At 35.5% G+C, this 13797-nt stretch carries 9 protein-coding genes; 6 read left to right on the top strand and 3 right to left on the bottom strand.

Going from position 1 to position 13797, the window contains the following annotated elements:
* Positions 1–214: 214 nt before the first annotated feature.
* The 4 genes from OZP09_RS01940 (at position 215) to OZP09_RS01925 (ending at position 6643) form a co-directional block, all read left to right on the top strand.
* A complete protein-coding gene (locus OZP09_RS01940) occupies positions 215–1375 on the top strand; it encodes an efflux RND transporter periplasmic adaptor subunit (protein ID WP_269236258.1) in 1161 nt (386 codons plus the stop codon).
* A gap of 6 nt (positions 1376–1381) precedes the next feature.
* Positions 1382–4549, top strand: coding sequence for an efflux RND transporter permease subunit (locus tag OZP09_RS01935; protein ID WP_281310192.1), 3168 nt, complete (start codon positions 1382–1384; stop codon positions 4547–4549).
* A 15-nt stretch (positions 4550–4564) separates the two neighbouring features.
* Positions 4565–5968, top strand: coding sequence for an efflux transporter outer membrane subunit (locus OZP09_RS01930; RefSeq protein WP_281310191.1), 1404 nt, complete (start codon positions 4565–4567; stop codon positions 5966–5968).
* Positions 5969–6148: 180 nt separating this feature from the next.
* Positions 6149–6643, top strand: coding sequence for a hypothetical protein (locus OZP09_RS01925; RefSeq protein ID WP_269236256.1), 495 nt, complete (start codon positions 6149–6151; stop codon positions 6641–6643).
* A gap of 64 nt (positions 6644–6707) precedes the next feature.
* On the opposite strand, the gene OZP09_RS01920 is transcribed toward OZP09_RS01925, so the two are convergent.
* Positions 6708–9050 carry a mechanosensitive ion channel family protein gene (locus OZP09_RS01920; protein WP_269236255.1) on the bottom strand — a complete coding sequence of 781 codons (2343 nt, stop codon included), beginning with the start codon at positions 9048–9050 and terminating at the stop codon, positions 6708–6710.
* Between the two features lie 211 nt (positions 9051–9261).
* Here OZP09_RS01920 and OZP09_RS01915 point away from each other — a divergent pair, with 211 nt between their 5' ends.
* Both OZP09_RS01915 and ku read left to right on the top strand, forming a co-directional pair.
* Positions 9262–9627 (top strand): SpoIIAA family protein, encoded by a 366-nt coding sequence (locus OZP09_RS01915; protein ID WP_223678446.1) that lies wholly within the window; start codon positions 9262–9264, stop codon positions 9625–9627.
* 32 nt (positions 9628–9659) lie between these two features.
* Positions 9660–10439 carry a non-homologous end joining protein Ku gene (ku, locus tag OZP09_RS01910; RefSeq protein ID WP_269236254.1) on the top strand — a complete coding sequence of 260 codons (780 nt, stop codon included), beginning with the start codon at positions 9660–9662 and terminating at the stop codon, positions 10437–10439.
* Here ku and ligD read toward each other — a convergent pair.
* Positions 10436–12988: a DNA ligase D gene (gene ligD, locus OZP09_RS01905; RefSeq protein ID WP_281310190.1), complete on the bottom strand. Its 2553-nt coding sequence runs from the start codon at positions 12986–12988 to the stop codon at positions 10436–10438. The two genes, ku and ligD, sit on opposite strands and share 4 nt — an antisense overlap.
* Before the next feature lie 134 nt (positions 12989–13122).
* Positions 13123–13458 carry a hypothetical protein gene (locus OZP09_RS01900; protein ID WP_281310189.1) on the bottom strand — a complete coding sequence of 112 codons (336 nt, stop codon included), beginning with the start codon at positions 13456–13458 and terminating at the stop codon, positions 13123–13125.
* Positions 13459–13797: the final 339 nt, after the last annotated feature.

Raw genomic sequence — 13797 nt, 5'->3', positions numbered from 1 at the left:
TAAGGAATCGCTCAACAGAGTGTTACAATCCTTAAAAAGCATTTTAGAGCCGACGAGGCAAAATTTAAACACTTGTTTAATTAATTTAAAAAATCCATCGGGTGTGAGCTTATCTCTATCGATTGTACACAGGTCTTTGTCTATTGAAAATTTTCGTACCTTTTATTTTATTTAATTTTACCAGTGTATAATCGATAATTTCACATTTATTACAATGAACAAGCAATCATTTTTAAGCATTCTCATAGCATCAGTAGTTATCGCATCATGCGGTAAAAAAGATGATAAGTCAGCTCAGGGAGGAGGAGCACCGCAAGTTAAAGAATATAAAACCATGACTTTGCAGCCAGAATCAGCAACATTATATACAGATTTCCCGGCTAGTATTCAGGGGCAGCAAAACATAGAAATCCGACCAAGAGTTGAAGGTTATATTGATAAAATATTTGTAGATGAAGGTGCTGTTGTCAAAGCAGGACAGGCTTTATTTAAAATTAGCGCACCGGAATATGAACAGCAGGTTCGTACGGCTTCTGCAAGTGTAAAAAGTGCCCAGGCAGAAGTAAGTACAGCAAAATTGGCCGTAAATAAGGTAAAGCCTTTAGTTGAAAAAGGAATTATCAGTAAATATGAACTTGAATCTGCACAATATAACTATGAGTCTGCAATGGCCAGTTTAGCTCAGGCAAATGCAGCTTTGGTTAATGCCAAAGTTAATTTAGGATATACAACCGTTACAAGTCCGGTTAGTGGTGTTGTAGGCTCAATACCTTTTCGTTTAGGAAGCCTCGTAAGTTCAGCAACAGCCGAGCCAATGACAACGGTTTCAAGTATAGGGAATGTATATGCTTATTTTGCTTTGAATGAAAAAATGCTTTTGAACTTTACCCAGGAAAATTCAGGGGCTCCACTAGCACAAAAAATCAAAAAAATGCCTCAAGTTTCTTTAGTGCTTTCTGATGGTACTACTTATGACGAAAAAGGAAGGATTGAAACCGTAAACGGATTAATTAATACCGAAACAGGTACAGTAAATATCAGGGCTCGTTTTCCAAATCCAAAAGGGATTATCAGAAGTGGAAGCAGTACGACAGTGCGAATTCCAAATGTGGTTAAAGAAGGAATAATTGTTCCTCAGAGTGCTACATTCGAACTTCAGGATAAGATTTTTGCAGTTACTGTGGGCAAAGACAAAAAAACGAAAAATGTGAATATTACCAAACTTGAAAATACAGCCGGTAATTATTATGTAATAACAAGCGGTTTAAAACCTGGCGATCAGATTGTGTTAGAAGGAGTTGCCTCACTTAAAGAAGGAACTGAGATTAAAGCGAATAATGTGAGTGCAGAAACGGTTTATGCCGACTTAAAATAAAAAAAGATGTTTAAAATATTTATACAAAGACCGGTACTTTCGACTGTAATATCGGTTATTATTGTCATTTTGGGGGTTTTAGGTCTTGTGGAGCTGCCTATTTCTCAATATCCGGATATTGCCCCTCCTACAGTAAACGTATCGGCAAGTTATACAGGAGCGAATGCTGATGTGGTTTTGAAAAGTATTGTTATTCCGTTAGAAGAACAAATCAATGGTGTAGAAAACATGACGTACATGACTTCTACGGCAACCAATGACGGAAATGCTTCTATCAAAATATACTTCAAAGTAGGAACAAATCCTGATTTAGCAGCGGTAAACGTCCAGAACAGGGTTTCAAGAGCAACGAGTTTATTACCAGTAGAGGTAACTCAGGCAGGTGTAACAGTTACGAAAAGTCAGAGCAGTAACTTGTTGATTTTTTCGTTGTATAGTGACGATAAAACATATGATCAGACCTTTCTTCAAAATTATGCAAAGATTAATCTTGTTCCGCAAATTCAGCGTGTAGTTGGGGTGGGGGATGTAACGGTTTTTGGTGCCAAAGATTACTCGATGAGAATCTGGCTCAAACCGGATATCATGCAGCAATACAAACTGATTCCAAGTGATATTTCGGCAGCTTTGGCAGAACAGAATATTGAAGCCGCACCGGGTAAATTTGGTGAAAACGGTAACCAGGCTTTTCAGTATGTAATCAAATACAAAGGTCGCCTGACCAGTCCAAAAGAGTTTGAAGATATTGTGATCAAATCCGTTGGCAATGGGCAAATGCTTCGATTGAAAGATGTTGCCAAAGTTGAATTAGGATCTTTAAGTTATGCTTCAACGATTAAAACAAACGGTGTAGAATCTGCAGCGATGGCAATCAGCCAGACTCCGGGATCAAATGCCCGTGACGTAATCAATAATTCCAAAAAACTGATTGAAGAAGCCGCAAAAAGCTTCCCGAAAGGAGTAAAATATACACTTTTGGTGGACGTCAATGAAAATCTGGATGCTTCTATCGAAAAAGTAATCCATACCTTGATTGAAGCTTTTATTCTGGTTTTTATCGTAGTATTTATTTTCCTTCAGGATTTCAGGTCTACGCTAATTCCGGCAATTGCGGTTCCGGTGGCGATTGTGGGGACGTTTTTCTTCCTGAGTCTTTTCGGATTTACGATTAACTTATTGACACTTTTTGCGATGGTGCTGGCGATTGGTATTGTGGTCGATGATGCGATTGTCGTCGTCGAGGCCGTGCATGCTAAACTCGACCATGGTTATAAATCGGCTAAAAAAGCTACGATTGATGCAATGGATGAAATTTCAGGAGCCATTATTTCGATTACACTTGTAATGGCTGCTGTATTTATTCCGGTTACATTTATCACAGGTTCTACCGGAGTTTTCTATAAACAATTTGGTATTACGTTAGCAGTTGCCATTATCCTTTCAGCAGTAAATGCTTTAACTTTAAGTCCTGCTTTATGTGCATTATTATTAAAGCCTCATGCAGATGATCATAAGCATAAAAGTTATTTACAAAGATTTTACACTGCTTTTAATGTCGCGTTTGATAATGTAACTGGCAGATACAAACGTTCAGTTCAGTTTCTTTCAGTAAAAAAATGGATTGTTCTGGCATCCATTCTTATAGCCGGTGCAGGATTATTTTATATGATGAAAACAACTCCGTCAGCTTTCGTACCTGCGGAAGATCAGGGGACAGTTTTTGCGAATATCAGTTTACCGCCATCAGCATCTATGGAGCGTTCTGATAAAATTGCCAAACAAGTTGACAGTATTGCTAATACAATTCCGGGGGTCAAAAATACGCTTCGTATCGTGGGGCAGAACTTTACAGCTGGAGCGGGTAGTGCCTACAGTATGGTTATTGTAAAACTGGAAACCTGGGACAAACGTGATTTAAGTGTTAATGATGTAATAGGACAGCTTTTTGCCAAAACAAGCGGGATTCGTGAAGCCAATATTTTCTTTATTTCACCCCCAACCATTCAGGGATTTGGACAAAGCGGCGGATTCGAGTTTCAGTTGCAGGACAAAGGAGGTCATACCACAGCCGAATTCTTTAAAGTCAATACCGATTTTTTAGAAAAATTATCAAAACGTCCTGAAATCCAATATGCAACAACCCCTTTTAATCCGGGTTTTCCTCAGTATATGATGGATATTAACCTGGCTAAAGCCAAAGACGCAGGCGTTTCTGTTAATTCGATTTTGTCTACGATGCAAGGCTATTATGGTGGATTGTATGCTTCGAATTTTAATAAGTTTGGAAAACAATACCGTGTTATGATACAGGCTTCACCGGAGTTTAGGACGAATACTGAAGGATTAAATAAAATTTTTGTCCGAAACAGTTCAGGCAACATGGCGCCAATTACCGAATTTGTAAAAATGACCAGGGTTTTCGGACCAGAATCTATTTCTAGATTTAATTTGTTCACGTCAATTTCGATTACAGGTGCACCAAATCCAGGATTTAGTTCCGGAGATGCAATTAAGGCTATTCAGGAAGTAGCAGCAGAGAATCTTCCGGCAGGTTATGGTTACGAATTTTCAGGATTAACGCGTGAAGAATTAGCTTCAGGGAGCGAAACCATTTTTATCTTTATTTTGTGTCTGGTTTTTGTTTACTTTTTATTGAGTGCACAATACGAAAGTTATATTCTGCCGTTTTCAGTTTTATTCTCTATTCCTTTTGGACTGGCAGGAGCGTATTTGTTTTCGATTATATTCAAACTGAACAGTAACATTTACCTGCAGATTTCCTTAATCATGCTAATCGGACTTTTAGCTAAGAACGGTATTTTGATTGTCGAATTTGCTTTAGACAGAAGGAGAAAAGGATTACCTATTGTTCAGGCGGCAATTGAAGGTGCTGTAGCACGTTTGCGTCCTATTTTGATGACTTCATTTGCATTTATCCTCGGACTTGTTCCGTTGATGTTTGCATCTGGTGCAGGTGCGGTCGGGAATAAATCAATTGGTACCGGAGCTGTTGGCGGAATGTTAATCGGAACTATTTTGGGAGTGTTCGTTATTCCGGTTTTGTTTATCATATTCCAGACTTTACAGGAAAAAATCAGCGGACCGGCAAAAGATGGTTATGATGATGAAGACGATGAAGACGAAATTCATTTACTGGAAGCGCACAAAGAATAATTTAATTAAGAAGAAATGACTCATAGTTCAAATAAATATATTTTTTTATTGGCTGCGACGGTACTTTTGAGTGCGTGTGCAGTTAAAAAATACGAACGTCCCGCAACTGTCTCGACAGAAAAGCTCTTTCGTGATGAAACTTCGGCAGATTCGACGACAATGGCAGATATGCCGTGGCAAAGTGTTTTTAAAGATCCAAAACTTTCTGCTTTAATTCAGAAAGGAATCGACCAGAATCTCAACCTGAAAAATGCTATCGAAAATATTGTTCAGGCCCGTGCTACTTTGCGTCAAAGCAAATTGGCGTATTATCCCAATTTAAATCTTGATGCCAGTGTTACCCGCAACAAACAATCAGAAGCGGGACTTAACTTTCCACCCGGAATAAATATTAATACCTTAACTACAACCTATAAATTAGGTTTAAGCACTTCCTGGGAAGCAGATATCTGGGGGAAATTAAGCAGCTCAAAAAGAGCAGCTTTAGCCTCTTATCTGGCGACTGATGCAGCAAAACAAGCCGTTCAGACACAATTGATTTCGGATATTGCCAACAATTATTTTCTATTGATGGCTTATGATAAACAACTGGCTATTACACAGAAAACGCTGGAAAGCCGTATTGAAAATGTCGAAACAATAAAACTATTAAAAGAAGGAGCAATCGTAAACGGTGCAGCTGTAGTACAAAGTGAGGCAAACCGTTACGCTGCCGAAGTTTCAATACCGGATTTAAAACAAAGAATACGAGAAACCGAAAATGCTTTGAATATTTTAATTGCGCAAGCGCCCGGCCCAATTGAAAGAGGGATTTTAGATGATCAGCCAATGCCTGAGAATATTAAAACAGGTTTATCATCACAATTGCTTCAAAACCGTCCGGATGTGCGTCAGGCCGAATTCAATTTCAGAGCTGCTTTCGAAAGTACCAACCTTGCACGTACCTATTTCTATCCAAGCCTTACGCTGACAGCCAGTGGCGGACTTTCTAGTTTACAGTTAAAGGACTTCTTTGACCGTTCAATATTTTATTCCATTATAGGAGGATTGACGCAGCCACTTTTCAATCAGGGGCAAAACAAAGCCAGACTGACAACTGCACAATCAAAACAATTACAAGCATATAATAATTTCCAACAAAGCTTATTGGTAGCAGGTCAGGAAGTATCTAATTCTTTGTATTCTTACCAAATGGCTACAGACAAACTCGAATCAAGAGCAAAACAAATCGAAAATTTAGAGAAAGCAGTCGATTACACCCGTCAACTCTTAGAATATAGTTCTGCAACCAACTATACTGATGTATTAACTTCTGAACAAAATCTTCTGTCAGCACAATTAAGCGGCGTAAATGATAATTTGCAAAGACTTCAGGCCATAGTTGAATTATACAGGGCTTTGGGTGGAGGATGGAAATAAACAGTTAAATATAAAATTAAACGTCTCGGTTCTGAGGCGTTTTTTTGTCTTTATATCGGTTGTAAAGTGCTGTACGTCGTCTTTTTTAGTGTTTTCGTATATAGGAAGCTGATAAATTAAAATATTGGCATTAATTTAGATTAGACTATAAATGAAGTTAATAATTAAAAACAAAAAAAGATGAAAAAGATAGTATTCGCCTTAGCACTTTTTATGAGTGTTTTGGCACATTCACAGGTTTCAGTTAATGTAAATATTGGCACACCACCAAACTGGGGACCAGTAGGATATGATGACAGCAGATATTATTATTTGCCTGATATTGATATTTATTATGATGTAACTCAAAGCCAGTATATTTATTTTAATAATGGAGTTTGGGTTAGGGAAAGAAGAGTACCTGCCCGATACAGAAATTACGATTTTTATTCAGGCTACAAAGTGGTTTTAAGAGATTACAGAGGAAGTAAACCTTACAGTTATCATTCTAAACACAGAGCAGCTTATCCAAAAGGATATGTTGGAAAACCTCAAAAAAACAGAGGCCCAAAACCAGATAAAATTTATAAGTCTGAAGGAAGATATAATGCTCATGGTCATAACAACGGAAACGGTAAAGGAAAAGGAAATCCTAAAAATGATCACAACCATTCTCACGGCAAGGGTAAACATTAATTTGATTTGTTAAACAGAAACGCCTCCAAATTGGAGGCGTTTTTAATTTATAGCGAAGTATATGTTAAGTTGAAAAAGTCAATCCTTTAGCTTTAAAAGTACTGAATAAAACCTGACGCGCATTGCTGATACTCTCTTCGGTACGATAAATACTGCACCAGAATTTTATGAGTATTTTATATTTTCCTTCGGAAATAGCGCTGTAAAAAATCTGAGGAGCTTTTTCCATATTAATGAGAGTCACGTCTTGTAGTGCCTGAATTATAATTTCATTAATGCCATCAGGTGTAGTATCACCGCTAACTTCTATTGAAATTTCTACTAATTTGAAATTGTCAGTATAAGTCCAGTTGGTAATGTTCTGAGACAATAAATTTCCGTTCGGAATAATAATCTCGGCTCCGTTTGGAGCATTGATTTTTGTAGTTCTTAATCCCATAGCTTTTACGCGACCGGATTCAGAACTGATTTCAATAACATCACCTACCTGAATCGGTTTGTCAAAAATTAGAATAATTCCCGACACAAAATTATTTACCACATTCTGAAGTCCTAGTCCAACCCCAACTCCTAATGCTCCCAAAAGAATACTCAATTTGTCCAAAGGCATCCCGGAGGCTGCAACAGCCAGTAAATAACCGGAAATTAATACAAGAAGTCTGGTAATTAGTAATTTTGAATGTTGTCTTTTATTGATGTTCTCTTCGTTTTCATCTTCAATTTCTCCAAAAAAGTAAGCCACATATTTTTGAAGTAAATGTGCAATCCAAATAATGATAAAAAACAACACAATATTTCCTAAAGTAAAAGTAATGCTTCCGATAGTATTAGGATGGGTGAGGAGTGATGCCAAGGAAGAACGAAGCGATTCCCAAATATTTAAATTAGAAGCAATAACTATAATCCACATATAACTCATCAGAATTATAAATGGCTTTTTTAAAGTCTCAGATAAACTTTCATGGTCAAAAATCTTTTCGATACCGCGTTTCACTCTGGTCGTATAGATTTGCAAAAGAATAATTTCTAAAATAATTTTCAAAAGTACACTCAGCGCCACAATCTGCGTAAGCGAAATAAAAGCTGTCAGGCTGAGCATATTAGAAAGCGATACTCGTCCGAAAAGGTTATACAGTATCGACAATCCATTTAATCCGACAAAAAGTATACTGGCCCATTTAAAGAAAGCTTTTATATACAACTGATCCTTTAAACTTTTGATTTGTATAAGACCGTAGCGGATTCCCAAAATATTGATGATTATAAAGGCACAACGCTGCAACAATCCAACTTCTATAAATAAATCCAGAAAACAAAGTGTGATAAACAATCCTAATAGCAAAAGCCAGTTTCGCATTGATGTTCCGGACCATTGATTTTTGAAAAGCAAGGTCAGAATTCCGAGTAAAAGCAATTGCAGAAGCTCTATGAATAAGGCAGGAGCATATAAATTGCTGACAACTGCAATACTTAGTCCTACCACTGCAACCGGAACCAAAATACCTCTGTTTAAATATTTAAAGTTAAAAAGAGAAAGATTGTCTTTGTATCCGTTAGTTTTCAGGTACTTTAAATTACGTGAAATATACCAGCCTAAAAGCCCCATAAAAAACACTAATGTAATGAGTCCGCCAATACGATAACTTAAGTAATATTCGGCAACACTTTCTTCAATAACTATTTTTGAGCCAATATTTTGTACCGCTTTTCTCGGGACTGTTTCCGTGATATTCCATAAAAAAGGCTGCTCTTTATGAAAAATACTGATTCCGGATTTTTCAAGATTATTTTCGACAGCAATCAAAGCATTAGAAACTGCGATTTTCCGCTGAACCGTGTTTCTTTTTTTGTTGTTCAGGATTCCCTGATTTTTAGTCATCAGACTATCGGTGCTCAGATATTTTTTTCTAAGGTTGGCAAATTCTCTTTTAAATTGCTTTCTTCGAATGGTATCTTTTATAAGTACCATCAAAGTTTTGTCTTTGCGGAGCTCTATAAACCGGCTTTTAATTTTTTCAAGATTTTCGTTTCGCAAATTAATAGCCGTATTTTGTTCTTCTAAATCCAGCTCGATTTCTTTCAGCACCGTATGATACATTTGCTGATTGCGGACATTAGGATTTGCGCCTTTAAGACTTGTCAGGATAAGATCCAGTTTGCTTTGCGTTCTTTTGATTTCGCCAAATAAATGGTGAGAAGCACTGTCAAAATCAGCATCGTTATAAGCAGATTCCATTACTTCGCCTGCTTTTTCGATAGCCATTAAGTAATCACTGTCTGTGGTAGTTTCTTCAAATAATTTTGAACGCTCTTTTTTAGAAGATGTTGTTTGTGAACTGGCATTCGGAGCATAAATTAAAGTAATTATGGCAACGAACAGATGGAGAAAAATTCTTTTTTGAAACATAATTTTAAATATGAATTGGGTTCTCAAAAGTAATTTTTTTACAAATAAATTTGGGTGAATTTTTTAAAAGTTAACTAAAAATTACACGCAATTCATTTATAGAAATACTTATTGGATTTAGTAGATAGATATTTTATAAAACTTTAAAGATAACATATAAACCACTTTACTTGGAGTATTCTAATTTTGAGGTAATTAAAACTAACAAACGATGATACACATAATTGATACACCCGATAATATAGTTGCTTTTAGAGCTCTCGCAGAAGTAACAAAAGATGATTTTCAGGCCACTGTTGTCCCTGCTATAGATAATTTAGTAAAAAGAATCAATGAAATTAATTTTTTGCTGGTATTGGATACCGACATTGGAAACTTTACTGCAGGTGCATGGTTACAAGATGCGCTAATAGGACTAAAACATTTGGGAAAATGGAACAGGGCTGCAATTGTTACAGATACAGAAGAGATTATTTCATTTACAAATGGTTTCAGCTATGTTGTCCCGGGAGAATTTCGTGGATTTAAAAAAGCTGAATTTAACAAAGCCCTGAATTGGGTTGAAGGAAATATTTAATTCCTGAAAAGTCGTCTTTAAAATTATTCATTATGAGAGCAATATGGACAGGTTCAATTAGTTTCGGTTTAATTAATATTCCGGTTAAATTATTTTCTGCGGTTCAGGAAAGCAGTCTCGACATGGATATGCTCGATAAAAAAGATCATGCCAATATCAAATTCAAACGAGTAAATGAAAATACAGGTAAGGAAATTGACTTTTCGAATATTGTAAAGGGTTATAAAATTGACGATAAGTATGTAGTACTTGAAGATTCAGATTTTGAAGCTGCAGATGCTGTTAAAACAAAGACGATTGATATCCAGAGTTTTGTTGATGAAAAAGAGATTGCAAGTCTTTATTATGAACAGCCCTATTATCTTGAACCTGACAAAGGTGCAATGAATGCCTATGCCTTGCTTCGTGATGCTCTTGCTGCTTCAGGAAAAGTTGGGATTACAAGTTTCGTAATGCGTAATAAGGAAGGTCTGGCTATTCTAAAACCATATAAAAATGTTATTGTTTTAAACAGAATTCGTTTCGAACAGGAAATTCGTGCTACAGACGAATTAAAACTTCCACCGGTTTCTAAGGCCAAAACCAAAGAAATTGATATGGCGAATAAGCTAATTGAACAATTGACGGAAAAGTTTGATATTAGCAACTTTAAAGATGAATATACTGCTAAGCTTTTGGATATTATCAAAAAGAAAGCTAAAGGAAAAGCACCTAAAAAACCTGCCAAACTCAAAGTAGTTCATAAACAAGGCGATAGTTTAATTGATATGCTCAAAGCAAGTTTAGAGACCAAAAAGAAAAAATCTTCTTAATCTTTTTGGTCTTCAATTTTTTTCAGAATCTTTTTAATATTTGCTCCTTTTGATAAAACAGGAGTCCACAAATCCCCTTTTTTCTCAAATCTTTTTAATACGTTTTTAATTGTAAATTGCGAAGGATGCAGTTTACTGTTTACTTCACTCCATTCTAATGGCGTAGAAACCGTTGCACCTGGTTTTGGTCTTACAGAATAAGGCGCGGCTAATGTCTGACCGATTCTGTTTTGCAAATAATCGATATAAATTTTATGATTTCTCTTTTTAATGCTGCGTTCTAAAGACGTTGTGTCCGGCAATCTGGATTGAACTTTTTGGGCAATTAGTTCAGCTAAAATTTTTACAGAATCATAATCATATTGCGCACCAAGCGGAATGTAAACATGAAGTCCCGAAGCACCTGAAGTTTTGCAATAACATTCTGTTTCCAGTCCATCCATAACATCTTTGACGACTAAAGCTGTTTCGACAACAACAGAAAAATCTTGTTGATCAGGGTCAATATCGATTACGAGCCAGTCGGGATTTTCGATATTTTGAATGGTAGAATTCCATGGGTTTATTTCGATACAGCCTAAATTAGCCATATAAATAAGTGTTTCCTTGTTATTGCAAATCAAATAGTTAATGTTTTCGTTGTTTGATTCAGAAAATATTTTTTTAGTTTTTAACCAGGAAGGTGTTTTTTCTGTGTCAACATCTTTTTGATAGAAACTTGGAGCATCAATGCCGTTTGGATATCGGTTCATCGATTCAGGACGATTTTTAAGATAAGGCAATATCAAATCGGCTACTTCATTATAATACTGGACAACATCTCCTTTGCTAATGCCGTCTTTCGGAAAATATATTTTATTCTGATTGGTTAAATGAAGTACCGTTTTACCAATTTTCAAATCGTAATCTTTTTCGATTTTATTTTTGGTTTTATTTTTTTTGGTTTCAGTTTCCATAGCTTCTTCTTTTGTTGCTAAATTCTGGTTTTTAATATTGTAAGGAGTAAAAACCTCGCTGGCTTTTTTGTCTATTCGTAATCCAAGATATACCGGATGCCTTAGGTGCTTGTCTTGAGTCCATTCAGAAAACTTAACCTGGCAGACTATTTTGGGTTTAACCCATTGTATTTTGTCACGTAATCCTGTTTTTTCTGTCAGTGCTGCATTGTCAGTGAAGTATGGCTTTAGTTTGCTATATAATTCTTTTAGGGTGTCTTCTGTAAAACCTGTTCCGCATTTTCCAATAAAATGTAGCTTTTTGCCGTAGTACTGTCCTAATAATATCGCTCCAAAATACTTTCGTGAATTCTTAGGTTCTGTAATTCCAATTATAATCGCTTCTTCCTGATTTGAAGTTTTTATTTTTAGCCAGTCATTACTGCGTCTGTTTGTTGTATAAGTACTATCAGCTCTTTTTGCAATTATTCCTTCTTCTTTGTTTTTTATGGCAAGATCAAATAATTCCATTCCGTTTTTAATTATGTGATCCGAATAAAAAACATTTGTAAAATCATATTTATTGAAAAGGATTTTCAAGAGCTCTTTTCTGTCAAGCAGCGATAATTCTGTAGTTGAATTTCCATCCAGATTCAAAAGATCAAAAACATAATATTTCAACTCTCCGGAACCTGTTTTAAGGTAATTTTGAAGCAACTGAAAATTTGCTTTTCCTGATTTATCCTCAACTACCACTTCACCATCTAAGATAGCAGTATGATCTATTTTTTTTAAATCTTCAGCCACAGCTTTAAAATTGAGGTTAAAAGAAATTTCATTGCGACTGAATAGCTCTGCTTCAGGAGGGTTTATTATTGCAATAGTGCGATATCCGTCGTATTTATTTTCAAAAATCCAGTCCGGGTCATTAAAAGGTTTTTCTTTTGTGTTTGCGAGCATCGGTTTAACGAAAATTGCTTTTTCAAGCGTATCATTCTTTTTTTTTGAAGATATTTCTTTTTTGGCAGCTGGAACTGCTTTTTTAGATTTCTCCTCCAGTTCTTCCAAAGATCGTTTCGAGAGTACTGATTTGTTTTTTTCTAAAATGTCAGCATCAGTTACATATTTGTCATTTTTCTTAATTAAAAGCCAGGCGTTTTCCTGTTTTCCTTTTAGTTTTACCAAAGAAAATTCTCCTTTAAGTTTTTTGCCTTTTAAAATAAAACTCAAACGGCCTTTTTTGAGATCAGCCAAAATCGCTTTTTCCGGAGTTGTTGTTTCCTTGTCATAACTATAAGTTCCGTTATCCCAAACAATTACATTTCCTGCTCCGTAATTGCCTTCGGGAATGGTACCTTCAAAATCTTTGTAGCTGTACGGATGATCTTCAACCATCATAGCCAGACGTTTATCATCCGGATTCATTGAAGGGCCTTTGGGAACAGCCCAGCTTTTTAAAACTCCGTTCATTTCAAGTCTAAAATCATAATGGAGGTGAGAAGCAGCATGTTTTTGTACGACAAAAATAAGTTCGCTTTCAGACTTTTCAACCTTTCCCTTTGGTTCCTTAGTTTGTTTGAAATCTCTTTTCTGATTGTATTTAGATAGTGACATTGGACTTCGCGATTAAGATGATGGTTAAAGTAAGATAATAAAACAATACTGCTACAAGACCGAAAATGATGTGGGCAAAGAAAAGCTGAATATAATAGCCTTTAAAATCAATATCAGGCTTATAATAAGCTAATTTAAATAGTGTCATCCAGCCTGCAATTCCAATAATTCCGCATATGCTTCCTAATAGAAATGCATTCAGTAAGGATAAACTTAAAATGTGATTCACCCATAAAAAGATGGTAGGTGTAAACAAATATAAATCCGATAAAATAATGTAATAACCATGCTAAAGTTGCTTTTCCTTTATTTGAAACATTAATTTTTAGCTGCTTTAAGAGAAATGTTAAAAGCACAGGCTCTTTATACAGTTCCCTGAAACTTGCTGATACAGCATAGCTGAACAGTGTCATAGCAGATGTTGCTGCAATTGTGGCTATTAAAATTTGTAAAATTGCATAGATATCCATACGTATACTATATAATAATTAATACATCAGGAGTAAAAATTAAGTGCCTGAGCTTAACACTAAATTTTGTTATTATAAATAATTTCCACTAATCTTGAAGAAATTAAAGATGCTAAAAGGTTTAAAATGGATTGCTTTTCACTATCAAATTTATATTCCTCAATATGTTTTTATTTATACAATTAAGATTTGACCTTATATAATTACAAGTATGGGATTGACATGTTTTGTTGAAACTAAAATATTTGCATTGCTTATGATATTTAGGATATAGATTACAACATCTATATCCTAAATAATTAGAGTAGTTACTGTTAAAAACTTATTTAGTATTATTTA

The sequence above is a fragment of the Flavobacterium flavigenum genome, assembly GCF_027111255.2.
In the GTDB taxonomy this organism is placed as follows: domain Bacteria; phylum Bacteroidota; class Bacteroidia; order Flavobacteriales; family Flavobacteriaceae; genus Flavobacterium; species Flavobacterium flavigenum.
This window is presented reverse-complemented; position numbering and strand designations above follow the sequence as displayed.